Here is a 26,479-nt window from a genome sequence, read left to right on the forward strand (position 1 = left end):
GATTTCAGGATGTTTTGTAATTTTAGGGTAGTTGTTTCACTAAAAACCACCCCAAAAGTAGGAAAAAATACTTAGTAAATACCCTTATTGTCAATAAAACAGAGGAGTGGAGAGGTGGAAGATGGTCAGCGTTTGTTGGGATTAATTACCGTTGTTGAAGAGTTATTGCTGAGATTAACCAATTTTTATGGAAATCGAAGGCTCAGGTTCCTGATTTATCTAAAAAATCGGGGATTTTGATCACTTTTCACGTTATGTGGAAAAACCAACGCGAAATCTAATCCCCTAGCAAGCTTCTCTAGCAGTAAAAAAGAAAAAATTAAAACCTCTCCCCTAGAAGGCTATCCATTAGCTACATCTTTCTTAACATTTATGATGGCGATCGCTATCACAAATTCTTCTCTGCATTCGCGCAGCGTGTCGCAAGACGCTACGCGTAGCTTACTTCTCCATAGGGGTATGACGAACGCAGGCACTCAACAAACCCTTGTAAGAAAAATGTCGAAAACCCCTGAGTATGTACCTGTTGAATACCCGTGCATTCATACCGGAGTGAGTCAATCCCTAGCAGAAATTTTCTGTTGCACCCAAGCCCGAAAAGCACGAGTAGTAGCAATTTCCCCATTCTTCTTCGCTTCTTGGATAAATCGAGGAATTTCCTTCACTGACACAGACGCAAAAGTAGGGCTGGTTTCGACTTCTGAGTATTGCCCACCTGCAAGCGTGTAGACTCGCAACACACTGCCGTTATAACGCCAAAATTCCGGGACTCCCATCGCAGCATAAAGCCTAAGCTTGTCTATTGCAGACCTGGAATATTCCACTTCCAGCACAAGGTCTGGGGGCGGGTCGGTGGCGATGTTAATATTTTCTTTATCTCGAACTAATGCTTCATTTTGGATGTAGTAGCTACTATCTGGCTCGGCTCCCCGCTGCAAATCATCCCGCGTTAAAGTTAATGAACCAGCGCGTTTAATTTCCCAACCCAACTCTTCGCACAGCACCCCAACAAAAACCTCTATTAAGCGATTTGAGTTCTCGTGTGGCATTTGTGGGGTCATAATTTCTAAGGTTCCATCGTCATAAGCAAATCGGGAGTTTCTTTCTGAACCCATTTCAGCCAGCATGGTTTTAAATGTTTGCCAGCTGATGTTGTGGAGTAAAACTCTATTTTCTGCGGATGTTGTTATTGCCACCATAGTTCAGTTCTCCACAACAAACCTTTTCCAGTACTGTACCCCTTAATATTACAGTTAAGGCTGAACAGGAATCGAGCTAAGGCAAGGAAGCAGAATGCTCGAAACGACTCTAGGGAAGATAAATTATGACTCAAGCTATACCCAAACTAGTAACCTTTGAAGATTTTGCAGCGTGGCGGCCCGAGGGCGGAAGGTACGATTATATGATGGTGTGATTGTTGAAATCGATGGTGAATACCAAGTTACTCAATTTAGAGGCAGCGATGCCTGCGGCGGTAAACAACGCATCGTCTCACCTACTTTCCCGGAATTGAATTTAACCACCGAACAGATTTTTCAAGCTGGAGGTCTACCAACATAGCCACAACTCCACTTGCTGTTTTATAAACATGTCAAAACTGAAGTCCAGACTTCGAACCTTTTACCAAATTCGTTGTATGTTGAGTACAAAACCAGGTAAAACATTTTCCCCGGAAATAGTTTGAGGAAATTCTAAAACTTCCACATCTTGTCCTGGACGATAAATTTCTACTTCCTGTTTTTTTCGGTTGATCAACCAACCTAGACGACAACCATTTTCGATATACTCTTGCATCTTGTTCTGAGTTTTTTTCAAGCTGTCATTAGGCGAAAGTATCTCGATAACAAAATCAGGACATAGGGGAATAAATTTTTCTTTTTGTTCTTTAGTCAAAGCATCCCAACGAGATTTTTCCACCCAAGAAACATCTGGAGAACGGTCAGCCCCTGAAGGTAAAGTAAATCCAGTTGATGAATCAAAAACTTCGCCCAATTGATTTTGCTCGTTCCAGAACCATATTTGAGCGTTAATAGTAGAATTACTTTTTCCTGTTTCTCCTCCGGTAGGTGGCATTATAATCAACTCTCCTTCGGCATTGCGTTCTAATTTTAAATCTGGGTTTTCTTGACACAATTGATAAAACTGCTCTCTTGTCAGTTTAATTACAGAATTAAGGTTTAATGTAAGTGCCGTCATAAGAGTATGTCCCGTTTTTGTTAGCTGACTGGGCTACAAACTTATATCCATTTTGTTCTATACCACAATGAAATAATAAATTACAGCATTTCGCTGCAACGCCTCAGTCACTTATCTGCTCTGTGTGGAGAATGCCGTGAACAAGAATATCCCCGACTTCTTTAAGAAGTCGGGGATATGAGCCTTTGTTAGAGGTGATTTATCTACCTGCTCATCATCTTTATTACCTGCCAGGAACCTTCAACCCTCGACGCTCAAGGATTTGCCGCACTTCTGGGCTGGGGGCGTAGTTATAGCCGTAGGAGGAGTTCTCTGTATCATCCATAATCTGAGGTGTGAGTAATACAATCACCTCATTGCGCTGGTTGGATCTGTTTGTACTTCTAAACAGCGAACCAATTAGTGGAAGATCACCCAAGATGGGAATTTTGGAAATAGTTGTCCGGTCTGAATCTTGAATAATACCTGAGAGAATTAGCGTTTGACCATCTCGCAGGCGAATCGAGCCAGAATTAAGAGAGCGCTCAGATACCAAGAATATTTGTTGGCTACCACCACCTCCAACATTGATGCTAGCTGGAGCTTGAGGTGCTTTGACAACAGGAGCTACCGATAGAGAGACAAAACCATTGTCGTCAATTCGTTCAACTTTAACAGCTAGGGTTAAACCTACTTGCTCTTTTTCTGCTGAAATCGTTTCTGTAGCAAGATTCGCATCGCGAACTATTTCCCTTGTAATATTGCCTACTACTTCCTGAGTCAGGTTGACATTAGCGGTTTGACCTTCTTGGACAATTAACGTCGGGTCTGTCAAAATCTTGGCGTTGCCATTTGTAATCTGAGCTTGCAAACTAGCGAGAAGACGTTTGGGGAACTGGAACAGAGATGGTAGAGCAGATGTTGCTGTTCCCAAAACTCCTGGTGTGAACGTAGTAACTGTACGGGCAGGAGTACCAGGAGTAGCAGGAACCGCAGGAACAAGCACATTACCTTGTGCATCAAGAACAGCAGGAACAGCAGCAGTACCAGGAACGGCAGGAGTATTTGTAACAGTAGTTATATCTGGTGTTCCCCTCGTAAAGTCTGTTAAACCGGCTTGGAATGGATTTTCTGAAACCCCCGCTCGACGGTTAAAGAATGATTCAGTCCCTCCTGGTACATTAGTTTGTAACTCCCCGTCCACAATCCTTCTGTTGCCTACCCCAGTTCCTGGAATAGGAGTGGAGTTATTTAAATCCAGGAAAGTATTACCACCACTATAGGGATTAGCAGTAACAGGTCTACCACCGCTTAAATTACTTGCTACTTCAGCGCTAGTAGCTGGTCTGGAACCGCCAAAATTGAGAGATGCTGCACCGCCATCATTTGTAAAATAATTGTTACCAACCCCAAAGGAAAAACTGGTGTTGTAGTCCTGGGTGTTCAAGAGGTTAACATCAATAATCTTGACATTGACTACTACCTGACGACGGCGAATATCAAGCTGAGTTAGTTGAGCCATTGCCATCTCAACTAGCCGAGGAGGGCCAATTAAGGTCAGAGAATTGGTGCGCTCATCTCCTAATGCCTGTAAACCTCTAAGTAATGGGCTAGAGTCTTTAAAATCAATGCGTAGAGGTTCAATTTTGGTTTCTGTAGTAGTCTGAGTTTGGGTGATGGGTGCAGCTCCAGCCCCAACAGCCACAGCACTAACACTGGTAACTTGTCGTTCTCGGCTGACGGCACTTTCTGCCCCTAAACCGACCAAAAAGTTTAAAGCGACTCCTACCGTTACCTGATTAAGTCGCAGGCTACGCATAACCATGTCACGGGTGGAGTTAGGTAGTTTAGGCCCTACAAAAACTGTGCGATTACTGCGGTTAGCTTCTAAACCACTTAAGCGCAAGACGTAGTTAAAAACATCTTGCACTGGCTCGTTTTCTATATCTAACGAGATTGTTTGAGAAACCGCTGGTGAATTAGCAGCAGCACCTTGCTCACCTCCGATATAAGCCAGGTTCAAACTAGCAGCACGGGCAAGCAGTGACAACACCTCACGCACCGGCGCATCTCGCAGCACTAGACGGGGTACACGTTCCTGAGTTCCTAAGTCAATGGTGCTAGGAGAAGCATCAGTATTAGAGATGGCAATATCTCCTACTGGTGGTGCGACGGCTCTGGGTAAGAAAGGTGGAGCCTGACTCACTGGTTGACCTGGGCCAGCAGCTTGTGCAGGTTGTCCGTCAATGGTGACTTGCGGGTTGGGAACGAGAACATCTGGCTTTTGACCAGATTGGACTGGAGTAGTAACAGGCGGTGCTGTGGATGTTGGCGCTGTTGACGTTGGTGCTGATGCTGTAGTGCCTGTGGATGGGCTAAAGCTGAGTGTAATTCCATTTGGCGATCGCACCACGGGTTGACTGCCAGGTGCGTTGTTACTGCCAGTTACCGTCACTCGGATGCTATTGGCATCAAGTTGATTAACCTCAACAGACGCAATTCCTGGTGCTGGGCTATCTTGACGAAAACTATTACCTTGTGGTAATCGTAATTGAGTATTGATAATATCTGCGATTAAAGCCTTGCCTCTTTTTGTAGTGAAAACTTGGGGGCGCGACCCTGAAGAAGTTTTCAAAGCAACGCTAATTCCACCATCAACTGGCTTTAACTGGACATCAGTAATTTGACTAATTTGTGCCCAAACTGGTTGAGCTGCCAAAAATACAAAAGCGGCAGTACCCAATATAAAACTATTACCGTGAAGCTGTTTCACAGTTCATTCCTCACCTTATAAAACCTTGTTTACAAACAATTGTGAGAAGTTGGGAGTTAAGAGTAAATAGTTATGAGTTCGGAGTGAATAGTTAAGAATGATAATTCGTAATTCATAACTGGTAATTCATTACTCGCAATTCATAACTCGTAATTCATAACTCCTAACTACTCATTCCTAACTACTTTTTAGGGACATTTTTAGCTGCCGCAGCCGCTATTTCTTCTGGACTAAGTGGCATCAATACCTGTAACTGGAATGATGTATTAATCGCTGTTGGGCCTACCCGCACTGGCGTTTTATCTAATGGGGATCTTGACTCTACTGGAGCCAAAGTTGCTTGATAATCTTTAACTATTAACAAAGGCTGTAGACGCTCAATGTTACGCATTATTGATTGTGTTTGTTCATAAGTTCCTGTAATTTCGGCATTGATACTGCTGCGTTGCAGCTTGCCGTCAACCTGGAGTCCTAGTGTTCCATCGGTAACTGGTTCTGGTTTTTGGGAAACTGGCACAAATTTCTTCAGTTTGGCTCTTACTGCATTAATAGAAGTTGGAGTATTGCCAGACTCAATTAAGCGGTTCATATCCAACAGCAATGTATCCAAGGTTTTTTCGTTAGCAAATAAACCTAAAACCTGAACTTTTTGCAGTTTTGCCTGTGCTAGTTCCTCTTTAACTTTGTCAATCTGTTTGATGTTGGCTTTTTTCTGCTCAATTTGCCCTTGCAGTTCGGAGGTTTTGGCTTGCTGCTGCTGATAGCTTTCCCAAGCTGGCATCAGCAGGTTTAACAATATATAACCTGCTCCCGCTAAACCAATTACCCCCACCAAGATCCCAATAATTTTTGGTGTGAAGGCAATACCAAATAGCACTGGGTATGCTGGCGTTTCCGAATCGAATTCCCCACCATGTTCGGCAAAATTTAAATCATCACTCAGCGTCATTTTGAAATGACTCCTGTTTGTTGCATACTACGAATTCGAGTTACTAACCCCACTGTGCCTTTTTTTTCCAACTCCCGGATTAATTCCGAAGCTGGAACATCACTCATGCTTGATTGAATAGTGTATTCAACTACTTGGGGTGGTTTAATTGTTACACCACTATTGGGTTGACTTACACCTGGAGTTAAAGGAGCATCTACTAACGTTGCCGTCAGAATTCTGCTTTCTGTGGACTTCAAGAACCGAGACTGTTGTAAACTCAATAAGAAATCATTGACATCGTTAAAAGAACGAGCGAATCCGGTAATTTCTAATCCCCCAGCGGGATTGCCTGCTGGCTTTCCTTCCGCTGCCGGAATGGGTGGGGTTTGCCTAATGTTCTTAATTTGCACTGCTGCTGGGATGCGATCGCGCAAATCTTGCAGCATTGCTGACCAAGGACGAATCTGGTCAAATACTGTGACTAAAGCTCGGGTTTCCCCTTTAACTGCGTCTGTCTCGGCTTTGATTTTGTTAAGATTTCCTATCTCTGTATCTAACCTTTTGTTTTCCTGATCTAGTTGTGCTATTGTCCCCTCTAATTCAACAATCTTCCCTTGCAATAACCACCAACCGATTCCCAAAAAAGCTGGAAGACCTACACCTAGTGCAACTCCCACATACACTGGTGTTAAATTACCCGTAGGCAGATTTAGGGCTATTCCTCCCTTTCTCTCAGGCTTTTTCTGATATGCTGGGCGATCTTTAAGAAAGTTAACATCTAGACTGTACATTTTGTTACACCTCCCTCATTCCTAGACCGAGTACGATCGCCAAGCCAGAGCGTTGTACCTGTGGATATTTATCAGTTTCCACTTCCAAGGACAAAGACCCGATTGGATCTATTTGGGTAGTTGGCAAGCTCAATCGTTGGGTAAAAAATTCATCTAGCTGTTGGAGTCCACCTCCTGGCCCAGCTAATAAAATCTGCGCTACCTCCAAATTTTCACTTTGATTGAGGTAAAAATCGATGGAACGGCGCAATTCATCTGTTAGTTCTCCCAATACTCTCAATATGGCTGCCATACCAGGATTGATTTCGGTGACGCCGGTTTTCCCGCCGTCTATAGGAGTTGGGGGAATGATCATTCCGTGTAACAGTTCCATATCTCGTGATGTGGGTAAGCTCATTGCCCTTGCTAAGGCAGTTTGCATTTGATAAGTCCCGATTGGAACTGTGCGCGAAAATTGCGGCACTCCGTTAACGATGATGGCGATTTCTGTACTATCGAACTCTATATCAACTAGTACTGCTGCTTCTTGTGGCCCAAATTGTCGCAGTTGCTCGCGAATAGTCCGAATCAGCGCAAAACTGTTAATTTCTAAAACATCAATTTGTAATCCTGCCTGCTCGAAAGTACTTATATAGGTATCCGTTATCTCCTTACGGGTTGCAACTAGGAGTACGTGTACTTTTTCAATGCCATCCTCATCTATAAAGTAGTCAAGTTTCTGGTAATCTACATCAGCCTCTTCACGAGGATAAGGTAAATACAAACCTGCTTCATGGTTTAGCACCATTTCTCGCAGTTCTTTGTCGTCTAACTCCGTTGGCACTGGTATGATCCGAACGATGGAATCTCGCCCTGGTACAGCAGTAGCAACGCGAGAAGTTTTGATTTTGCTCTCAGCTAGCGCCTGCTGGATTAATTGTGCCATTGCTGGAGGGTCGGTGATTTGACCATCGGTAACTATGCCTTCTGGAACTGCTACCGATGTAAAGGTTTCTAGTTTCAAGCCTTGACGCTGCTTGCGTAGCTGAACTACATTTACCCGTTCGGGAGCAAGTTCAATACCGACCCCTTTATTCGATTTGCCAAACAGACTTTTGAAGCTTTTTACCACAGTTGTGCCCGCTGGACTGCTAAATTGAAAATTTAAATGATACTAAGAAACGGACTTGGTGCTAGGTAATTTATTTAGCCTATAATCTCGACAATTCTGTCTAAGCTTTTCACACTGAGCAAGCGTAAAAATACTGGGAAAATGATTCAATTACGAAAATTTAAACAACTTATTGCTTTCGCACTGCTTGGCTTATTAACTAGTTGGATTGTAAGTTGCAGCACAGGTAATGTTGGTACAAGTACAAAACAAGCTAATTCAGGAGCAGCAACTGTTGAGTTTTGGACAATGCAACTCCAACCTCAATTTACCGACTACTTCAAAAGCCTAATTGCAAATTTTGAATTGCAAAATCCAGGTATAAAGGTTAATTGGGTTGATGTACCTTGGGCGGCAATGGAGAACAAAATTTTAACAGCTGTCTCAGCAAAAACGCCACCTGATGTAGTTAACCTCAATCCGGGTTTCGCTTCCCAACTTGCTGGACGAAATGCCTGGTTAGATTTAGACGCGAAAGTCCCAAACGATGTACGTTCCTCCTATCTACCGAATATCTGGAAAGCAAGCACGCTTAATGGCAAAAGTTTTGGGATTCCCTGGTATCTCACCACACGGCTAACCATTTATAACACTGATTTGTTAAAACAGGCAGGTATCAATAAGATACCCACAACCTACGCAGAATTGGCACAAGCGGCGCAACAAATTAAAGATAAGACTGGCAAATATGCTTTTTTTGTGACTTTCGTACCGCAAGATTCTGGTGAAGTGCTGGAATCTTTCGTGCAAATGGGAGTCACCCTAGTAGATGCTGAGGGGAAAGCGGCGTTTAATTCAGCACAAGGGAAAGCAGCGTTTCAGTATTGGGTTGACTTGTATAAAAAAGGCTTGCTTCCTAAAGAAGCTTTGACTCAAGGACATCGCCACGCGATCGATTTATACCAATCTGGAGAAACTGCGTTTCTAGCTTCTGGACCCGAGTTTCTGAAGACGATCGCTAATAATGCCCCTAAAATTGCTCAAGCTTCGGGAATAGCACCTCAACTCACTGGTGACACAGGCAAGAAAAATGTCGCTGTGATGAACATAGTTATTCCGCGTGATAGCAAACAACCAGATGGCGCTGTGAAGTTTGCTTTATTTGTCACCAATGACGAAAATCAGTTAGCCTTTGCTAAAGCTGCAAATGTCCTACCTTCTACAATCAAAGCATTATCTGATAGTTACTTTACAAATGTTCCAGCTAATGCTTCAACAGTAGAAAAAGCGCGAGTTATCACTGCCAAAGAACTGCAACAGGCAGAAATATTAACCCCGACTTTGAAGGATTTCAACAAACTGCAAAAGGCAGTGTACGAGAACTTGCAAGCAGCAATGTTAGGCGAGAAGACTGTAGATAAAGCCGTAGAAGATGCGGCACAAGAGTGGAATCAAAGATAAATTAGGGGACTGGGGAAGAAGCAAGGGAACAGGGAGCAAGGGAAAAGCGTTTTCCTCTCTGCCCCCCGTACCCTGCCCCGATACCTCTTTTCTATTCCCTATTCTCCCTCTGTAAAAAATCGCCTACTAAATAAAGGGAACCACACACAACGATTAAATCATCTGTGGTAGTGGTTGAGGTTGCGACTTCTAATGCTGTGAATAAATCTGGATGTATTTGGCGATCGCTTAATTCTGGACAGAGGCTGTAAGCTAGGTTTGCTAAGTAGTCTAGGTCAGCAGAAGTTCTACCAGGCCAAGGTTCTATGGGTATTGCTACTAAAAAAAGGCGATCGCCTGGTCGCAGTAAGGCAGTAAAAATATCAGCATGATCCTTATCGGAAAACATTCCCATAACCCAATTGACTGGCTTGTGATTAATTGCATTTAAGCTATCAACATACTGGCGGAGAACTTGGGCTGCGGCCGTATTATGAGCGCCATCAAGTAATAATTTATGGTTGTTCCAAGTAGTCCATTGCATCCGCCCCGGCCATTTAGTTTTTGCCATGCCATTAACTATGGCTTCTTCAGAAATCTGCCAACCCTGTTGTTGGAGAATTTCTAATGCAGCCAAAGCCAAAGCTGAATTAGTTAACTGAATTTGTCCTGCTAAGGGCAAAGGGTATTTAATTAATTTTGAATTTTTTATTGTTTGATACTCTGCCCATCCAGAGGTTAATTCACGGGCGGGTTGAGGCGTAAAAATCGGGCATTCTAATTCTAAAGCACGCGATCGCACAACTTCTTCTGCATCCGGTGGCAATCCTCCAACCACAACGGGACATCCAGGTTTGAGAATACCTGCTTTTTCTCTAGCAATGTCGGCGATGGTAGGGCCAAGTTGCTGCCAGTGCTCCCGGCTGATAGAAGTGATGATTGTAACCAAGGGTTCCAAGCAGACATTGGTAGCATCTAAGCGCCCTCCTAGTCCGACTTCTACCACAGCCACATCGACTTGCTGCTGGGCAAAATATAACCAAGCAGCTGCCGTAATTACTTCAAACTGAGTTGCAGAATCATCATCAGGGCGAATCGCCGTTTGGACTTTTTCTAATAATTGGCTCAATTCCTCTGAGGAAATTGGCTGTTCATTCAGACAAATACGTTCCGTCCAATCGACTAAATGGGGGGAAGTGTAGCGTCCTGTCCGATAACCAGCCTCAGTAAGTACCGAAGAAAGATAGGCACAGACTGAACCTTTCCCATTAGTGCCAGCAACGTGAATTATCGGGACTTGGTGATGGGGATTGCCAAGATTTGCTAATAGATTGACAATGCGAGCAAGTCCCAAATGAACGCCAAAGCGTTGCAGGGGCTGTATTACAGAATCTATATCCAAGATGGGTGAGGAGTGTGGGGATGACGGAGACAAGGGAGACTACTAAACCCAATGCCGCATTACATCGATATGAATAAAACCGACTGTCTCCGTAAAGACAACAGCCGGTTGAAGAGTAATGATATTGAGCCGAATTTAAGCTTCTCTATCCAAAAAGCCTTGAATTTGTCTTAAAGCCGCAGCGCCAATATTAAACACTGCCCAGCCAGCAGCAATGGCAACTGGTGCTAAAACGATCGCTATACGGTAATCGATATCCATATCTAGAACCCCTCTCTTAAGTAGAAATTAAAGTTTTGTCAACTGCTCTCATTTTTATTTTTAGCTGAAGTGGGCAACTTTTCCAACTAGATATGTAAAGAATGTTTAAATTATGGGGCATTGGGCATTGAAAAGAGGCAGAGGGGCGGGGTGCGGGGGGCAGAGGGGAAAATTCTCCCTTGCTCCCTGCTCCCTCTGCTCCCTAGGGACTTCCAGAAAATAAATTATCCAAATTTACTCAGATAAGATTTTTCTTTCTCCCCCTGCTCCCTGCTCCCTGCCCCCTGCCTCCACAGCGATAGGATATTTTTTTAGTTGGAAGTCCCCTAAGACTTCTTAAACCCGATATCAGTACCTTTACCAGCATGAACTAAAGCTAACTTTTGGTAACGTTTAGCGTGTTCAATGAGTTCTACGGCTTCAGTTTCTGATACTTGCCGTAACACTTTGCCAGGAATGCCTACAACTAGGGATAAAGGAGGTACATCCTTGGTTACGACTGCGCCAGCACCGATAATGCTACCAGCGCCCACTCGTACCCCGTCTAAAATCACTGCGCCGATGCCAATCAAACTTCCACGCTCGATGTAAGCGGAATGTATCACAGCGCGATGCCCTACGGTAACATGATCTTCTAAGATTGTTGGAAAATCAGGATCACCATGTAGAATTGCACCATCCTGAATATTTGTGCATTCGCCAATTTCAATCCGTTCCACATCTCCCCTAACCACTGCTCCATACCAAATGCTCACCCCTGCTGCTATATTTACCGAACCCATAACAACAGCATTGGCTGCGATGAAGGCAGCTTGAGAAAAATCGGGAGATGTCCAGTAAGAAGCTGTAGACACGATAGAATATTAATATGGTACCCAGGAACACTGGAGAAACTCCAACCTTTGAGGCTGGTTGCACAACCAGAATATCACAGCGTCAAGCCTCTACGCTGAGGAAAACACTAGTGAACAATGTTTCTGTCGCAACTCCGTGTCTATGCGGCAGTGAGCAAGTAACCCAAAGTGGTGGAGCCGAAGTGTATAATCCAATCCACTAGTGCTGGTGAAGACAAAATTATGTTTGTACGCACTTCATGATGAATCCAGGCTTGCAGTACCCGATGTTTGGGCCGGAAATACAGTGTCCCCACTGTCGCCAGACTATTCCGGCGCTGACGCTAACAGATACCTATTTGTGTCCGCGTCATGGCGCGTTTGAAGCTAATCCTAAAAATGGAGAGTTAATCCATTTGCAATCGGGGCGTCATTGGCGCAGGTGGAATAATGAATGGTATAGGCAGCATACTCATCCTGATGGTATTCGGTTTGAAATTCACGAAGCATTAGACAAGCTGTATACCCAAGGCTATCGAGCAACAAGAGTGATTATTGCTCGACGCTATCAGGAATTGATGAGTGGCTACTTAGAACGCAGCACACCTTGGCGTTCTGGACAGCCAGAAGCTACAGCTGCTCGACTATACGGCTTACCCGTGGAGTTTAGCCCCGATACCTCAGAAGATCCTTGCTGGGAAGTGATTAATTTTGACTTGGAAAAAGAGCCTGGCGTCCCTGTGCGCTACCCCTATTTCAGGTTATTTGAGTAATGGTTATTAGTCATTGGTCATTTGACTAATGACTAATGACTAATGACTAATAACTAAATTATGCACCACGCTTCTATTCGGACTGCGAATATTCATCGAGCGATCGCTTTCTACGAACATTTAGGGTTTACAATTTCGGAACGCTTTACTACCGGCTACACCCTAGCTTGCTGGATGGAAGGGTTGGGCGGCAGAATTGAACTGATCCAAATTCCCGAACCAAAACCAGCACCAGATGCGTTTGCTGACGAACATTATGTGGGCTACTATCATCTCTCGTTCGATTTAACTGAGATTACACCAGATTTACCAAACTGGTTGACAAATTTGCAAGAACGTGTAGCAATAGCTGCTGAGAGTCAACCCGGAGAATTACAACCGTTGAAGGTACTTTTAGAACCGACACAACAGCAAATAGGCGATCGCCTTTACGAAGTGGCTTTCATCGCCGATACTGATGGCTTACCCCTAGAATTCATTCGGGTTTTAGCAAAATTGCCATAATTTAGCTTTTTTATTACCTTTGTTGCTAATATATTGTTTTTCTGTATTGTTACTGAGGTAACAGATTTTTTTACCAGATTAAATTGTAGTCACTTTCCCAAATAACTATGTAACTTAATTTACAGATATATCTGCTAAATACATGTATGGATTTTCCAGATTTTATAAATATCCTTTGCCGTTATTATTTTTAAGCTTATGGCTAGTAGCGGTTTTTTTGTTGAGCGATCGACCTGCTCATAGCCAATATGCAGCCACATCTAATAAAGAAAAATATCAGTCAAGCTTGCTAGCAAAAAGAATAATGCCCTCAACACTGACAGAAAATGTCCGTAAGACAGTATTGGAGAATGGTCTAACTGTCCTGACAAAGGAAGTGCATACTGCGCCAGTAGTGACGGTGCAGGTGTGGTACAAGGTTGGCTCACGCAACGAAGAACCGGGCGTGAATGGCATTGCCCACCAGTTGGAACACATGATGTTTAAAGGTACAAATAATCGTCCGATTCAATTTGGACGTTTGTTTAGTGCTTTAGGTAGTGATTCCAATGCTTTTACCAGCTATGACCAAACTGCATATTACGGTACTGTGGAACGAAACAAGCTGAAAGCGCTCTTGGTATTAGAAGCGGACAGGATGCAAAATTCCCAGATTGAGCCAGAGCAACTAGCGAGTGAGAAGCGGGTAGTAATTTCGGAGTTGCAGGGTTACGAAAATAGTCCAGAATATCGCCTCAACCGTGCCGTTATGCAGGCGGTGTTTCCCAATCATGCTTACGGGTTGCCTGTTGGTGGCACGAAAGCTGATGTCGAGAAATTTGAAGTTGAGCAGGTAGAAAAATATTACCGCAATTTTTACAGTCCCGATAATGCTGTCTTAGTAATTGTTGGAGATTTTCAAACTGCAAACACTCTGGAAATAGTTAAAGAGGTATTTGGGAAACTAGACAGGAGGCAGGATAGCGCAGCGTTAGCGAGTCCGCGAGCGTCGGCAGGAGTTATTTCTCCCTCATCCTCTTCATCTCCAATCGTATTACGAGAACCGGGTGCAGGACGACTATTACAGGCGGTGTATCCTCTACCGGATGCAAATCAACCAGATGTGCCTGCGCTAGATGTGATGGATTACATTTTGACAGAGGGACGGAATTCTAGACTTTATCAGGCATTGGTGGAATCAGGTTTAGCTAGTGAATTAACAGCGTCCGTTACCAGTTTGCGAGAATCTGGATGGTATGAGGTGTTGGTGACAGCTGGATCTAAACAAGATTTGAAAAAAATTGACTCAGTGTTGAGTAGTGCGATCGCTAATGTAGCAGAAAAAGGTGTGACATCTGAAGAAGTTGAACGAGCCAAAACCCAATTAACAGCAGATGTAATTTTGAGTAACCGTGATATCACCTCTCAAGCAATGCGATTGGGCACTGATGAGACAACTGTTGGTGATTATCGCTACACAGACCGCTATTTGGCAGCTGTTCGTCTAGTGAAGCCGACGGATGTTGTCGCTGTAATTAACAAATACCTCACAAAAGGAGCCAGGACAGTAGGCTTTTTTGAACCAACCCAGAAGCGGATAACAGAAGTTGGTGACAAACCAGACTCAGCCCAAACTACAGAAAACTTCTCTCCTGGCGCACCTGTGCTTCCTTCTGAGGTGGGGAAGTACTTACCGCCTGTGGATTTGGCTACAGATGCAATCGCCCAAGTATTACCACAGGAATTCAAATTTACCAACGGACTGCGGATATTACTGTTAGCTGATAATAGTACTCCCACCGTTACCTTGAGCGGCTATATTCAAGCCGGGACAGAATTTGATCCAGATAATCAAGCTGGACTAGCTGCTTTTGTCGCAGATAATTTACTCAATGGCACCAAAAGCAAGGATGTTTTAACTATTGCCAAAGTTTTGGCAGAACGAGGGGCAAGTCTAGACTTTCAAACCTATCGCGAAGGTGTGCATATCGAAGGTGATAGTTTAGCAGAGGATTTGCCGAGACTCCTGGAGATATTGGCAGATATTGTTAAAAATAGTACCTTTCCAGTCAAAGAGTTGGAACTGCATCGCCAACAAACTTTAACTGATTTGCAACTGGAATTAGATGAGCCATCAGAAGTAGCGAGAAGAATATTTGTTCAGTCAATTTACCCAAAAAAACATCCCTTACACACCTTTCCCACAGAGGAGAGTTTACAGCAGATTCAGCGCCAGGATGTGATTGATTTCAAAGCGAAACATTATCGTCCAGATACGACAGTGCTAGCGCTGGTGGGAGATTTTAATCTGGACAAAGTGCGATCGCTCATTAAAAATGAGTTTGGAGACTGGGAAGTTAGCGGTCAAGCACCCACATTAAAATATCCCACGGTATCAATGCCGGAAAAAATAGTGAGTGTCAACCCAGTTTTACCAGGTAAAGCCCAAGCTGTTACTTATATGGGTTACACAGCTATTAACCGTTACGATCCTCGGTTTCACGCAGCCTTAGTATTGAACCAGATTTTGGGAGGCGATACCTTATCCAGTAGACTGGGTGCAGAAGTACGCGATCGCCAAGGTTTGAGCTATGGAATTTATAGCTCCTTCCAAGCTGGGAAAAATGCAGGGACATTTTTGATTGAGATGCAAACTAGTCCTGAAGATAGCAATAAAGCGATCGCTAGCACCCGCCAAATACTACAGCAAATCCATCAACAAGGCGTCACCCTACTGGAAGTAGAAACAGCTAAACGCACGCTCATCAGCAACTACAATGTTTCCCTGGCAAACCCAGAGGAATTAACAGATAGAATTTTGATGAATGAGGTGTATGGACTAGATAAAGTAGAATTGCACTCCTTCACTGATAAAATCCAGAAAGTTACTCTTGACCAAGTTAATCAAGCGTCTCGTGAGTTACTCCATCCAGATCAAATCGTAGTCGTTACTGCTGGGCCATCTGTGTTAGCAGAGAAAGGCATTAGGTAAATATGGGCACTGGACATGGATAATATAAAGAATGGGTAAAGTAGTTTTTCCCACTACCGATTAATTGTTCCTACTCATTAGCATTGCCTTTTGAGAACTAGTGATGAAAATTTACAACCATTTTTACGAAATTGTAATTAAATCTCTTACTTGCCCAACTCCTGCTTGGGTGCAAATATTACGGCGTAACTACGTGATATTAGCGTTTCTGCTGGGTCTAAATTTCATCGCTGTTACTCCAGCAATGGCGGCAAATTTGTCTGGCGATTTGCTCAAGCAACCAGCCACAGAAATTACAGTTAGCTTGGGTAATTCCGCTAACGAACTCAAGTTTGAGCCAAATCACTTGGAATTAGTGGCTGGCAAACGCTATCAACTACGGCTTACCAATCCCAGTCAACTGAAGCACTATTTTACTGCTAAAGATTTTGCTGATGGCATCTGGACACAAAAAGTCCAAGCAGGCAAAGTAGAAATTAAAGGAGCCATCCACGAACTAGAACTCAAGCCAGGTGCTGAAGCTGAGTGGGTATTTGTGCCCCTAAAATCTGGCACTTATGGCTTGCGTTGTCCAATACCGGGACATACCGAAGCAGGTATGACTGGAGAGATCGCCATCACAAATTAAAAATTATTCAACTCAGTATTTGGCAGCGTCTAATGTTTCAATTAAAGTTAATTGAGCTAAATCGCATAGTGTGCAGCGAAAAAAAAGTTATGGTACTTTTGATTCAAGTCCAACACATCAGGAGTATGCGAATGTGTTATTCTATATACGTTAGCGGCTAAACTGGAAGAATCCGATCGGGGATTAAAATAACTTAAATTATAGATATTATTTCTCAAGTAATCTAGAGAAAGCATTGATACTTTAGCGGCAGAGCCACCAGTAATTATTAATTTCCTATGAACATTTTCAGTAACTTACTTTCTCAAACAACTCAACCTACAACATCGAAAAAACAACGCCGAGGAATTGAAATTAAATCGCCACGTGAAATTGAAATCATGCGGCAATCAGCAACAATTGTGGCAACTGTCCTAAAAGAAATTTCCGAGCTAGTAAAGCCAGGAATGACCACGGCTGATTTGGATGTTTATGCAGAAAAACGTATCCGCGAAATGGGTGCTACACCAAGTTTTAAAGGATATCACGGTTTTCCAGGTTCTATCTGCTCCAGCATTAATAATGAAGCAGTGCATGGCATTCCTAGTCCCAAGAAAGTAATTCGGGTGGGGGATGTATTAAAAGTAGATACAGGAGCTTATTACCAAGGCTTTCATGGTGATTCTTGCATTTCAATTGCTGTCGGTGAAGTGACGCAAGAAGCTGCTAAATTAATTCGCGTAGCAGAAGAAGCTTTATATAAGGGCATCGAACAAGTAAAGGCTGGTGTATACCTGCTTGACCTAGCTGGAGCAATTGAAGACCATGTGAAAGCTAACGGCTTTAGTATAGTCGAAGAATTCACTGGACACGGTGTCGGTCGTAACCTGCACGAAGAACCTTCAGTATTCAACTACCGTACCCGTGAGATGCCGAATGTTAAACTCCGTGCGGGGATGACGCTGGCAATTGAGCCAATTTTAAATGCGGGTTCTAGACACACTCGAACATTATCTGACCGTTGGACAGCAGTTACTGTGGATAATTCTTTGTCGGCTCAGTTTGAGCATACAGTGTTGGTGACAGAGACTGGTTATGAGATTTTGACTGACCGTTCTAAGGTGTAATTGTTAGTTGTAATTATCTGTTCTTAAGAGAGGTGAAGCGTCAAAAGAGGGCGATTTGCCTCTTTATTTTGTTACAAAAATCGAAAGGCTTGGATTCGTAACTTCTTAGAGAAATCAGAAATCTTGTAATCGTTTTTTAGTTTTGGATGATTTGCCTGATAGCCGTATAGTTAGTTTTATAAATAGGAAGTATTTCTTTAGCTTTTATAGAAACAGAAGTATTCTCTGGAATCGTTTCTAATAAATTGATTGCCTGTTGCCATTTGGCTTGTGCTTGCTGCCAAACTAGTAGCGGATGAGGCGGATTTTGGACAAATAAATTAGCTTCTATTGCTAGCTTTTGGGCTGATTCTAAATTTGCTATAGCTTTCTTTTCAATTAAGACTCTTTGATTGATTGCGTTATAGTTAATCCGATAGTAAGCTGATTTATTCTTTGCTCGGTCAGAAACTGATGTTTGATTAGGAATACTATCTAACAACTTTATTGCCTGATGCCATTTGTTTTGTGCTTGTTGCCAGACTTTGAGAGGATGCGGTGGATTTTGAACCAGAGAAGCAGCCTCCATACCGAGTTTTTGAGCAGATTTAAAGTTGGCGATCGCACTTCCTTCTTGAGTTAAACTTAGACTTCTCTGCTGCAATTGTGAACTTTGCTCTTTAATTTTCCAACCACCAAAACCTAAGATTAATAAACTTGAGGCTATAACCAAAGCTGAACGTACTATTTTTTGTGTTGAAAACTTTGGTACTATTTTTACCTGTTGGCTAATAATTGGTTCTTTGCTATTTTCCTGTTCAATCTTTTTTAAGGCTTCTTCTGCCTGTTCCCTTAAAGTGTCACCCTGAATAATTAAAGCAGCAATTTGTTCTTGGAAATAATCACAATCATTGAGAATATCTGTCAATTCTTGAAATTTTCTCTCACTTGATATAATTAATTCGTGGTCATCATCTAACCACTCTAGAGCGAAACCAGATTTACCATAAAAAGCGGATACCCCTAATAAAATATTTAATAAGCTACGACTAGTTTTAATAGTATTAAAAATATAATTTAATTTTTGCTGTAACTGTAACAACTCCTTTTGAGAATTGTTAATATTTTGAATTTGATATTGCAAAATATTAGATTTGCCAAAGTCTAAGTTAATCTTTAATCTTGCAGTAAGTGCTTTGAATTCCGTGGATATGCTGGGATGATTAATATCAGAATTTAGTTGATCTACTAATTTAATATCACTGAGAATATCAGCTGCTATTGCTTGCAAAAAATAACCCCATTCAATCCAGCCATCAATTTTTGATTGTAAATCAGTTAATGAAATTTTAGTTTCTGAGTTGCCAAATTTTTCTGCTATGGCTGGATCTACTAATCCCAGACTAGGTATAAACAAACTAGCTACTGTACTTATTCGAGGAAGTGTAGCGATCGCAGAATTTTTGATGCAATCAAATTTTAATTCCTGAGCGATTAATTTTTTAATATTCCGTAGTTGTTCCTGAGCATTATTGATCAGGATAATTTGTTCCATAATTTCATTAGAATCGCCAAGAGTCAGTTTTAAACTCTGAATCAGTGTTGGCAATTCACTAATAAGTATTTCTAGATTAGCCATAAATACCCCTTAGGGATTTGTCGAAAGTTTATGCGAAACAATTAAAATGGCTTGAATAAGAACCTAACCACGCCTGTTGCATCTGAGCATCCTAAATTATTGACAAACTTCAGGAGCTATAAAATGTATAGTTCCCGGAAATCCTGCTAAAGTAACAATTTCAGTTTCCAAATCCCAAATAAAGACAAAATTACCCATTCACTAACGTATGAATGAAGTTGATTTAGCATTTACCCCAGCACTAGAGTTGGCGCAATTAATTCGTCGCCGAGAAGTATCACCGCTAGAGTTGGTGGAAATATATTTAGAACGGATTGGGCAGTTAAATCCCCAATTAGGAAGTTATTTTACGGTGACGGCAGAACTAGCAATCGCAGATGCCAAAGCCAAAACAGAATTATTGACAACTACCTCAGAACTACCACCATTTTTTGGAGTGCCAATTTCCATTAAAGACCTCAACTCTGTAGCGGGTGTTACCTGTACTTTTGGAAATCCGGCATTACTGAACAATATCCCTAATTATGATGATGGCGTTGTGAGCCGGATTAAGCAAGCTGGGTTTACTATTCTTGGTAAAACAGCCACCTCTGAATTAGGTTCATTGCCTTACAGCGAACCTACGGGTTTTCCCCCAGCCAGAAATCCGTGGAATTTAGAATACACCCCTGGCGGTTCCAGTGGTGGCGCAGCGGCGGCGGTAGCGGCGGGATTGTGTGCGATCGCTCAAGGTTCTGATGGCGGTGGTTCGATTCGGGGGCCTGCGGCTTGTTGTGGTTTGGTGGGACTCAAACCATCCAGGGGCAGGGTAAGTAAAGCACCCGTAGGCGAACGCCTTGCTGGAATTGCCGCCAACGGCCCGATCGCCCGGACTGTTGCTGATGCTGCTGCCCTTTTGGATGCCATATCTGGCTATGTCACAGGCGATCCTTACTGGTTGCCCGATCCTGAATCATCATTTCTCGCCGCCACTCAGACAAAACTCGGTGCTTTGCGAATTGCCTTTGACACTAGCATTTCTCCTTTGGGAGAAGCCGACGCCAACTGTCAGCAAGGTGTCCGCCAAACAGTAGAGTTATTAGAACAACTCGGCCACCAAGTTGAACAGAAATCCCCAGATTTTAGTGGTTTAGTTGAACCATTTCAAATCGTTTGGCAAGCTGGGGTAGCGGCATCGGGACTTCCTGTTGAAGTCTTGCAGCCATTAAATCGCTGGCTATTTGCACGCACAGGTTCTGTTGCCCAGTACCTGCAAGCAGTTTCCCAAATGCAGATAGTGGCACGGCAGATTGTGGCGTTTTTCGATACCGTCGATGTGCTGGTATTGCCAGTTTATCTACATTCACCTATCCGCGTGGGGGAATGGGCTTCGCTGAGTCCAGAAGAAACATTCCAAAATATTATTCAATGGGTTGCCCCTTGTCCGCCTGCGAATGCAACTGGACAACCTGCGATCGCAATTCCTGTAGGCTTTGATAGTAAAGGTTTACCCATCAGTGTGCAGCTAATTGGTAAACCTGCCGCTGAAGCTACACTCATCAGCCTAGCAGCACAATTAGAAGCGGCTAACCCTTGGATTCATCATCGTCCAGCCTTTGCAATATATGGCTAATCATGCAAGTATCCCTGGAACAACTTTCGCAAATTATCGTATTTGCAGGTTTAGAAACAGCAGAGAAGATAAGTTTGCAACCTTACACTCAGGTGCAACGCCATAGCAAAGGAGAGATTATTCTGCATGAGGGTGATGTCTTACCAGCAAAACTCCATGCTGTTGTCAGTGGATCAATTCAAGTTACCAAAACAGCAACAACGGGGAAAGAAACGATTCTCCGTGCCTTAGCTGCTGGGGAAATTTTTGCGGCTCCTGCTTTATTGGGAAATGGAATTTCTCCAGCAACTGTTACTGCTGAATCTGATTGTGAGATTCTTACTGTAGAGCGAGATACTTTATTAAAAGCTATTCAGGAAAATCCTGAAATTGCATTACGAATGCTGATGGTTTTTAACAGTCGGATTCAGCAATTACATGAAACAGTCCACGGATTAGTTTCTGAAAGAGCTATTGTTCGCCTTGCTAGATTAATTCAATATTTTGCTGCTGAATCTGGAACTGAATCTAGTTCACAAGGCGAGTATTTAAAAGTCAAATTATCTTATTATCGCATGGCTCGAAGTAGTGGCATTACTTACGAAGAATGTGTGCGGTTAATTAAAAGTCTCAAGTCAGTAATTGCTTATCGTCGGGGTGGTAACATTACAATACTTAATGTGGAGAAATTGGATGCGATCGCATCTGGAAATATAGATTAGAGTTTGGTTGCAACACATAGTAGGGGCGTATAACTAACTGTACGCCCTACTATTTTACCCAATTGAGAACCGCTATAGACCACGCGGGGCAGAGCAATTCAGACTCTTACAGCTGTTCTATCTTGTTCGCGTGCGGCGACAACTAGAACTAGACATAGAGCTGTGATCGCTTTTTGCCATTCCTGCCTAACTTGCGCGTCTTCGACACCTTCAAACATCCCTACTAAGCGGGGAATAGAAGCTTCTAAAGCCGGACTAGGTACTGGACGGTGTAACTCAACTAAATGAGTTAAACTTTCTTGATTATGGAGGAAACCAATTACCCATGTTGTTGTGTGCTCAGGGCTATCAGGAACCCGCTTGACTCCCAACTCATTTTTTAGCCAGTTGTAAAAAGGTGGTAACTCCTTAGCTAAAACTCCTCCTGCTGTGGGTAAAGTTTTCTTAAGTAAATTAGTATCTAAGCTGCTTAATTCTTGCTGTAATTCAGACGAATTTAAAACTTCAGTTAGAGGTTGTGATAATATTTCTTCCAACTGAGTTTCAGAAAAGTTTAAATTTTGAGCGAAAGTGAAAAGTAGCGATCGCATGTTTCCAGATTCCATAAGTAGCTCTAAAAGTGTCTCTCCAGACTGAAGGTTTGCCCACTGTAATAATTTATCTGTGGCTATGCGTCCACCAGGATGCAGATATTTTTTACCCTCTGCTGCTAAAATTTCGTGTCCGCTAGCTGTTTGTAAATTGAGGATAGTATTGGTCATCTCTGCGACCCTCTGAACTTGTCTTAGCCTCAATTTTTCAGGAATTTATGATATTGTCTTTGAGGTAGCTCATAGAAGCAGTGTTAAGCTAATGAGCATTTAAGTTGCATAAACCCAGGGCTGAAGCCCTTACCACGAGCGAGTCAGCCTGGAAAAATGAATGACGATTAGCTTACTTTGCTTTCCACTCGTGGTCAATGATAGAGTAAAGAAAGTTGTCGTACCATCTACCTTTGATTAACTCTTTTTCCCGCAGATGACCCTCACGACGCATACCAATTTTTTCTAATACCTTTACAGAAGCAACATTCTCCGCAACACACCAAGACCAGATACGATGCATTCCCAGTTCGTCAAAGCCGAACTTTAAAATGGCCTGTGCTGCTTCTGTTGCATAACCTTGTCCCCAATACTGAGTATTTAGTTCATAGCCAATATTTGCTTCCCGCATTTCTGGGTCATTTACACGGATACCACAATTACCAATAAGCCAATTTTCTTCTTTGAGGACAATAGCTAACTGAAACTTGGTTCTTGGTTGCTCTTTTTGCTGATCAATAAACATCTGGATAAACTCGCAAACATCCTTCTGTGTGCGGTGCGTCCAGTAGTTGTAACGCAAGTACAAAGGATCAGATTGATAGGTAAAAACCGCCTGCCGATCAGCCTCTACAAAATCACGCATTAGCAAGCGGCGTGTTTCTAAGATCATGTCTTTTCTCTATGTGCTTAGTGCAGGCAATCTAGCAATTTTAACTTTTACATTTTGCACCTTGAGGAGTAGCATCAGGATAATAGGTAATGATCGCTTTTTCTTTACTGACAAAAACTGTAGGGAAAGATTTTCCCGTTTCTCGGTCACGCACATTATAAATACACGTTCCCTCATTATTACCTTGGAGCTTAAATATTTTGGTGGCATCTAAAAGTATTTCTTCTGCATTGCTGAGGTAGCCATAGCCTTTGATGACATCTGTTACTGTACGATTTTTCTGCTTAATTACTATACCCATTGTATAAATTACATCAGGAATAACTTCCTCTCGTCCCTGATTATTTGCCAGACGTCCGCCTATTCCTTCATTTTGTAACTGTAAATATCTGCCATAAAAATGTAAGCCACCAATATCATTGGCGTTATATATTTCGCCACAAAATATATGTTCAAAACCCCGACGTTGAAACCAAATATTTGTTAAATCTTCGAGAAATTGTGCTTTATTACGCCGTCCCAAACGAAATTCACCGCCACTAACTTGCTGAATTTTCTGCAACACATCTGGATAAGAAGAAAACAATTGCTTAAAATTATTAGAACTAACTCTTGTGCCAATAGGGCCGCAGAGTTTTAGTACAGCTTTGTCAAAAGAATTTAGCAGCGGTGGAGATGGTGTGATATCTACCTGTTGTCCTGCGGGAAAACGAACAAAAACCGGGTTATATATATTATCAAAAAATGGTAGAAGTTGCGTATCTTTTTGTGGCTGGGCGTCTCCTGGATTTTGCCAGATAAATTGCGAAGCTAGCAGCACAACTGCAAACACTTTTACCCTCTGCTTTAACCTATTAGTTAGAGAATTTGTCTGCATAAATTTTAGATTAATTACTTCAGATAATAGTCTTGCATAAATACACAAAGACGCAAAGAATTTCTTAGTGCCTTTGCGTCTTTGTGTAGGATTTACAATAGTTTAGGGATTTCCAGAAATTAAATTATCCCATTTTTAGAGCCAAGACGATGATCGGATTCTTCCTCCCCTGCTTCCTCTGCTCCCCCTGCTTACACAGCGATGGGACATTTTTTTAATTGGAAGTCCCTTATGCAGCTAAACAAGCTACGAAAATCTTAGGTAACTTCTAGCGCATCTACATTAGTTAATGGAATGATTAAGTTGCCCGATCAATTTTTTGTACTTCTTCATCAGATAGTTTCACATTGATAGCACGTGTTGAGTCTTCAATGCTGGAAACCTTGCTAGCACCAGGAATTGGCAAAATAGCGGGCGACTTGGAACGCAACCACGCTAAAACTATATTGTACATTGACACGCCTTTTTCTTTAGCTAACTGAGCGATCGCAGGGATATCTTGCAAATCCTGATGGCGACGCCTACCACCAAAGGGACTCCAAGGCAAAAAGGTCAATCCTTGCTGTTCACAATACTTCGACACGCCATCATTTTCTGGTTGTCGTTGCCAAGGGCTGTATTGATTCTGCACCGAGACAACATCTACCACATCCCGCGCTCGCTTAATTTGTTCAACGGAAAAGTTAGAAACTCCCACAAACCGAATCAACCCTGCCTCCACTGCTTCTTTAACTGGTGCAAGGGATTCTTCAATAGTGTAATTAGGATCGGGAGAATGGTATTGCCAAACATCGATGGGTTTAGTACCACCCAATGCTTCAAAGCTGACTCGAATTGTTTGGCGCAAATGTTCTGGGTTGCCATTGCTTGTCCAGTTTCCATTGGGACGCATCAAACCGCCTTTAGTTGCCACAATTACTTGGCTAACATCGCCTTTGTAACTAGTAAGTGCCTTATGAATTAGCCGCTCGTTGTGGTGTTTATCCGACTCATCTTTGCAGTAAGAGTCGGCAGTGTCAATAAATGTAATACCCAGATCCAGAGCATGATGAATAACTTGGATTGATTCCGATTCGGGAGGGCGATTAGAAATTGACATAGGCATACCACCCAAACCGATCGCACTTACAAAGATACCAGTTTTTCCTAGCTGTTTGGTTTCCATGCTTCTAGCTATAGCTTTCTGCCCCAATTATCTACCAGTTAGTCTAAGCTTTTTTAGCGATTCATCGGAAATCCTCCCTGGTACTTAGATTTTGTGATAAGTGGGACAGCTATGAGGGGAATACTCTACTTAAGAGTTAAGTATTTTATACACAGCCACCGATGAAAATTGTAGAGGAAACTCGTACCAAATTGCAGCTAAAGCATCAACCACTCAGATATTGGTTCATCGGGTGGTGCATTTTTACTGTCTGTTTAAGCTTTTTGATTTACTGCTTAGTTTTTGAGCCTGCTTCAGTTCAAATAACTTGCGATCGCCTTTCATCAAACCAAATTAACTGTGACTTCAGGCGATTTAATTTACTGGGAAGTATGGAAAAAGTCAAAATGTTTGATCCCCAAGAAGCATACATTCTTACAAAGACTGGTAGCAAAGGGGGGAAAACCTATCAAGTTGTGATTGTGACTACTTTTAGAGACTTTGCTCTTTTATCTCATGTTAGCTATCAAGAGAATCAGGAAGTTACCTTGAAAATAAACGAGTTTATTAACTCTGGGCAAACTTCCCTATTAGTGCAGCAAAATCAGCGGCATTATCTATTTTTCTTAAGTTTATTTATATTTATTATGATGGCGATCGCTACTTTTTTTATAACGTCACCTGTAACTACCTGTACCTTCTATAAGAGTATCGATAAGGTATTCCTCGAACGTAAAAGTCTTCGTGGTAACCAAGTTATCGAACATCCACTAGAGAATATTATGAGTTTTGATATTCAAGAAAAGCAATTTAAATACTCCAAACTTTATCGGGCTGTAATTGTGCTGAAATACTTTAAGGAAATTCCAATTAATCCACAATATACTGATGAAAGAAGTATCCGATATGCAGTTTCTAGGATACATTCATTCCTAAAATTTTAACCAATATTACCCGCAGGATAGTCTGCTGACCCAAACTTTTCGGCATTAACTCCGCACAGGTTACCCGGATTTCTCACCACACCTCTCAAAGCCTGCGCTTGTGCAGGGGAGCAGGGGAGCAGGGGAGAGTTCAAATACCAAGTTCTTTCCCCTCTGCCCCTCCGCCCCTCTGCTCCATCAAACGCCTGAAGCTTGTGAGAAATACGGGGTTATAGTCCAATACGCTTGGGTTAGTAATTTTTGATTATGGAAGATTCCCTCAATCCATGCCAGACGGTCTCTACAAGATACTGTGCGTAGCAAAATCCCCGACTTCAGGATACTGAAATCGTTTTGCTCATTAACACAACCTAGTAAACTACAAATATCCACTTTGTCAGTTTGTCTAATTAAGCTATGTTTGGTAAATAAAATAAGTAGCCTACACGATCG

General features: G+C 42.4%; 24 protein-coding genes and 1 pseudogene. 11 read left to right on the forward strand and 14 right to left on the reverse strand.

The features are described from left to right. Nucleotides 1–557: 557 nt before the first annotated feature. A complete protein-coding gene (locus tag RM347_RS27130) occupies nt 558–1,199 on the reverse strand; it encodes a Uma2 family endonuclease (protein WP_322719732.1) in 642 nt (213 codons plus the stop codon). Between the two features lie 223 nt (nt 1,200–1,422). On the opposite strand from RM347_RS27130, the pseudogene RM347_RS27135 reads away from it, so the two are divergent. Beyond that, nucleotides 1,423–1,560: pseudogene (locus RM347_RS27135) on the forward strand (Uma2 family endonuclease); the annotation flags it as partial. A gap of 60 nt (nt 1,561–1,620) precedes the next feature. Here the strand turns inward: RM347_RS27135 and RM347_RS27140 are convergent. The 5 genes from RM347_RS27140 to RM347_RS27160 all read right to left on the reverse strand — a co-directional run bounded on the left by RM347_RS27140 (nt 1,621) and on the right by RM347_RS27160 (nt 7,781). After that, nucleotides 1,621–2,196 (reverse strand): Uma2 family endonuclease, encoded by a 576-nt coding sequence (locus tag RM347_RS27140; RefSeq protein ID WP_322719731.1) that lies wholly within the window; start codon nt 2,194–2,196, stop codon nt 1,621–1,623. A gap of 223 nt (nt 2,197–2,419) precedes the next feature. Beyond that, nucleotides 2,420–4,948: an AMIN domain-containing protein gene (locus tag RM347_RS27145; protein WP_322719730.1), complete on the reverse strand. Its 2,529-nt coding sequence runs from the start codon at nt 4,946–4,948 to the stop codon at nt 2,420–2,422. 181 nt (nt 4,949–5,129) lie between these two features. After that, on the reverse strand, nt 5,130–5,897 hold the full coding sequence (locus RM347_RS27150) for a pilus assembly protein PilO (RefSeq protein WP_322719729.1): 768 nt from the start codon (nt 5,895–5,897) through the stop codon (nt 5,130–5,132). Beyond that, on the reverse strand, nt 5,894–6,670 hold the full coding sequence (locus RM347_RS27155; RefSeq protein WP_322719728.1) for a PilN domain-containing protein: 777 nt from the start codon (nt 6,668–6,670) through the stop codon (nt 5,894–5,896). Before RM347_RS27155 ends, RM347_RS27150 begins: the two co-directional genes overlap by 4 nt. Nucleotides 6,671–6,674: 4 nt before the next feature. Further along, nucleotides 6,675–7,781, reverse strand: a complete 1,107-nt coding sequence (locus RM347_RS27160) for a type IV pilus biogenesis protein PilM (protein ID WP_322719727.1) — start codon at nt 7,779–7,781, stop codon at nt 6,675–6,677. Between the two features lie 141 nt (nt 7,782–7,922). On the opposite strand from RM347_RS27160, the gene RM347_RS27165 reads away from it, so the two are divergent. Continuing rightward, nucleotides 7,923–9,221 carry an ABC transporter substrate-binding protein gene (locus tag RM347_RS27165; protein ID WP_322719726.1) on the forward strand — a complete coding sequence of 433 codons (1,299 nt, stop codon included), beginning with the start codon at nt 7,923–7,925 and terminating at the stop codon, nt 9,219–9,221. 91 nt (nt 9,222–9,312) lie between these two features. Here the strand turns inward: RM347_RS27165 and RM347_RS27170 are convergent, their stop codons facing one another. From RM347_RS27170 to RM347_RS27180, 3 genes are all read right to left on the reverse strand, one after another. Beyond that, nucleotides 9,313–10,602 (reverse strand): bifunctional folylpolyglutamate synthase/dihydrofolate synthase, encoded by a 1,290-nt coding sequence (locus tag RM347_RS27170; protein WP_322719761.1) that lies wholly within the window; start codon nt 10,600–10,602, stop codon nt 9,313–9,315. Nucleotides 10,603–10,737: 135 nt separating this feature from the next. Then, a complete protein-coding gene (locus tag RM347_RS27175; RefSeq protein WP_322719725.1) occupies nt 10,738–10,863 on the reverse strand; it encodes a photosystem II protein Y in 126 nt (41 codons plus the stop codon). A gap of 326 nt (nt 10,864–11,189) precedes the next feature. Next, nucleotides 11,190–11,717: a gamma carbonic anhydrase family protein gene (locus RM347_RS27180; protein ID WP_322719724.1), complete on the reverse strand. Its 528-nt coding sequence runs from the start codon at nt 11,715–11,717 to the stop codon at nt 11,190–11,192. Between the two features lie 14 nt (nt 11,718–11,731). Here RM347_RS27180 and RM347_RS27185 point away from each other — a divergent pair, with 14 nt between their 5' ends. From RM347_RS27185 to map, 6 genes are all read left to right on the forward strand, one after another. Then, nucleotides 11,732–11,920 carry a hypothetical protein gene (locus RM347_RS27185; RefSeq protein WP_428850619.1) on the forward strand — a complete coding sequence of 63 codons (189 nt, stop codon included), beginning with the start codon at nt 11,732–11,734 and terminating at the stop codon, nt 11,918–11,920. A gap of 39 nt (nt 11,921–11,959) precedes the next feature. Continuing rightward, nucleotides 11,960–12,469 carry a TIGR02652 family protein gene (locus RM347_RS27190; RefSeq protein ID WP_428850620.1) on the forward strand — a complete coding sequence of 170 codons (510 nt, stop codon included), beginning with the start codon at nt 11,960–11,962 and terminating at the stop codon, nt 12,467–12,469. Between the two features lie 60 nt (nt 12,470–12,529). Further along, complete coding sequence (locus RM347_RS27195; protein WP_322719722.1) at nt 12,530–12,973, forward strand: VOC family protein; 444 nt, start codon at nt 12,530–12,532, stop codon at nt 12,971–12,973. A gap of 142 nt (nt 12,974–13,115) precedes the next feature. Beyond that, nucleotides 13,116–15,944: a M16 family metallopeptidase gene (locus RM347_RS27200; protein ID WP_322719721.1), complete on the forward strand. Its 2,829-nt coding sequence runs from the start codon at nt 13,116–13,118 to the stop codon at nt 15,942–15,944. Between the two features lie 103 nt (nt 15,945–16,047). Next, nucleotides 16,048–16,572 carry a cupredoxin domain-containing protein gene (locus tag RM347_RS27205; RefSeq protein ID WP_322719720.1) on the forward strand — a complete coding sequence of 175 codons (525 nt, stop codon included), beginning with the start codon at nt 16,048–16,050 and terminating at the stop codon, nt 16,570–16,572. A 278-nt stretch (nt 16,573–16,850) separates the two neighbouring features. Further along, complete coding sequence (map, locus tag RM347_RS27210; RefSeq protein ID WP_322719719.1) at nt 16,851–17,678, forward strand: type I methionyl aminopeptidase; 828 nt, start codon at nt 16,851–16,853, stop codon at nt 17,676–17,678. A 136-nt stretch (nt 17,679–17,814) separates the two neighbouring features. On the opposite strand, the gene RM347_RS27215 is transcribed toward map, so the two are convergent. Next, on the reverse strand, nt 17,815–19,296 hold the full coding sequence (locus tag RM347_RS27215) for a hypothetical protein (RefSeq protein ID WP_322719718.1): 1,482 nt from the start codon (nt 19,294–19,296) through the stop codon (nt 17,815–17,817). 208 nt (nt 19,297–19,504) lie between these two features. On the opposite strand from RM347_RS27215, the gene RM347_RS27220 reads away from it, so the two are divergent. Together RM347_RS27220 and RM347_RS27225 are read left to right on the forward strand one after the other, a co-directional pair. After that, entirely contained in the window at nt 19,505–20,908 is a 1,404-nt protein-coding gene (locus RM347_RS27220) for an amidase (RefSeq protein ID WP_322719717.1), read from the forward strand. Nucleotides 20,909–20,910: 2 nt separating this feature from the next. Continuing rightward, a complete protein-coding gene (locus RM347_RS27225) occupies nt 20,911–21,609 on the forward strand; it encodes a Crp/Fnr family transcriptional regulator (RefSeq protein WP_322719716.1) in 699 nt (232 codons plus the stop codon). A 98-nt stretch (nt 21,610–21,707) separates the two neighbouring features. Here the strand turns inward: RM347_RS27225 and RM347_RS27230 are convergent, their stop codons facing one another. The 4 genes from RM347_RS27230 to RM347_RS27245 form a co-directional block, all read right to left on the reverse strand. Next, on the reverse strand, nt 21,708–22,199 hold the full coding sequence (locus RM347_RS27230) for a hypothetical protein (protein WP_322719760.1): 492 nt from the start codon (nt 22,197–22,199) through the stop codon (nt 21,708–21,710). Between the two features lie 343 nt (nt 22,200–22,542). Continuing rightward, the gene (locus RM347_RS27235) at nt 22,543–23,082 is read right to left on the reverse strand and encodes a GNAT family N-acetyltransferase (protein ID WP_322719715.1); all 540 of its coding nucleotides are present in this window, start codon (nt 23,080–23,082) and stop codon (nt 22,543–22,545) included. Between the two features lie 40 nt (nt 23,083–23,122). Next, nucleotides 23,123–23,959, reverse strand: a complete 837-nt coding sequence (locus RM347_RS27240) for an EndoU domain-containing protein (protein WP_322719714.1) — start codon at nt 23,957–23,959, stop codon at nt 23,123–23,125. A 298-nt stretch (nt 23,960–24,257) separates the two neighbouring features. Then, a complete protein-coding gene (locus RM347_RS27245; RefSeq protein WP_322719713.1) occupies nt 24,258–25,124 on the reverse strand; it encodes an aldo/keto reductase in 867 nt (288 codons plus the stop codon). A 161-nt stretch (nt 25,125–25,285) separates the two neighbouring features. On the opposite strand from RM347_RS27245, the gene RM347_RS27250 reads away from it, so the two are divergent. Further along, on the forward strand, nt 25,286–26,047 hold the full coding sequence (locus RM347_RS27250; protein WP_322719712.1) for a hypothetical protein: 762 nt from the start codon (nt 25,286–25,288) through the stop codon (nt 26,045–26,047). Nucleotides 26,048–26,479 lie beyond the last annotated feature (432 nt).

Source organism: Nostoc sp. ChiQUE02 (genome assembly GCF_034531305.2).
GTDB lineage: Bacteria > Cyanobacteriota > Cyanobacteriia > Cyanobacteriales > Nostocaceae > Nostoc.

Excerpts from the sequence above, each read along its gene's own strand:
- RM347_RS27230 (WP_322719760.1), bottom strand. The coding sequence starts at position 22,199 with ATGCGATCGCTACTTTTCACTTTCGCTCAAAATTTAAACTTTTCTGAA.
- RM347_RS27200 (WP_322719721.1), top strand. The coding sequence starts at position 13,116 with ATGTATGGATTTTCCAGATTTTATAAATATCCTTTGCCGTTATTATTT.
- RM347_RS27245 (WP_322719713.1), bottom strand. The coding sequence starts at position 25,124 with ATGGAAACCAAACAGCTAGGAAAAACTGGTATCTTTGTAAGTGCGATC.
- RM347_RS27195 (WP_322719722.1), top strand. The coding sequence starts at position 12,530 with ATGCACCACGCTTCTATTCGGACTGCGAATATTCATCGAGCGATCGCT.
- RM347_RS27215 (WP_322719718.1), bottom strand. The coding sequence starts at position 19,296 with ATGGCTAATCTAGAAATACTTATTAGTGAATTGCCAACACTGATTCAG.
- RM347_RS27175 (WP_322719725.1), bottom strand. The coding sequence starts at position 10,863 with ATGGATATCGATTACCGTATAGCGATCGTTTTAGCACCAGTTGCCATT.
- RM347_RS27165 (WP_322719726.1), top strand. The coding sequence starts at position 7,923 with ATGATTCAATTACGAAAATTTAAACAACTTATTGCTTTCGCACTGCTT.
- RM347_RS27150 (WP_322719729.1), bottom strand. The coding sequence starts at position 5,897 with ATGACGCTGAGTGATGATTTAAATTTTGCCGAACATGGTGGGGAATTC.
- RM347_RS27190 (WP_428850620.1), top strand. The coding sequence starts at position 11,960 with ATGAATCCAGGCTTGCAGTACCCGATGTTTGGGCCGGAAATACAGTGT.
- RM347_RS27220 (WP_322719717.1), top strand. The coding sequence starts at position 19,505 with ATGAATGAAGTTGATTTAGCATTTACCCCAGCACTAGAGTTGGCGCAA.
- RM347_RS27185 (WP_428850619.1), top strand. The coding sequence starts at position 11,732 with ATGGTACCCAGGAACACTGGAGAAACTCCAACCTTTGAGGCTGGTTGC.
- RM347_RS27155 (WP_322719728.1), bottom strand. The coding sequence starts at position 6,670 with ATGTACAGTCTAGATGTTAACTTTCTTAAAGATCGCCCAGCATATCAG.
- RM347_RS27130 (WP_322719732.1), bottom strand. The coding sequence starts at position 1,199 with ATGGTGGCAATAACAACATCCGCAGAAAATAGAGTTTTACTCCACAAC.
- RM347_RS27240 (WP_322719714.1), bottom strand. The coding sequence starts at position 23,959 with ATGCAGACAAATTCTCTAACTAATAGGTTAAAGCAGAGGGTAAAAGTG.
- RM347_RS27235 (WP_322719715.1), bottom strand. The coding sequence starts at position 23,082 with ATGATCTTAGAAACACGCCGCTTGCTAATGCGTGATTTTGTAGAGGCT.
- RM347_RS27140 (WP_322719731.1), bottom strand. The coding sequence starts at position 2,196 with ATGACGGCACTTACATTAAACCTTAATTCTGTAATTAAACTGACAAGA.
- RM347_RS27205 (WP_322719720.1), top strand. The coding sequence starts at position 16,048 with ATGAAAATTTACAACCATTTTTACGAAATTGTAATTAAATCTCTTACT.
- RM347_RS27225 (WP_322719716.1), top strand. The coding sequence starts at position 20,911 with ATGCAAGTATCCCTGGAACAACTTTCGCAAATTATCGTATTTGCAGGT.
- RM347_RS27250 (WP_322719712.1), top strand. The coding sequence starts at position 25,286 with ATGAAAATTGTAGAGGAAACTCGTACCAAATTGCAGCTAAAGCATCAA.
- map (WP_322719719.1), top strand. The coding sequence starts at position 16,851 with ATGAACATTTTCAGTAACTTACTTTCTCAAACAACTCAACCTACAACA.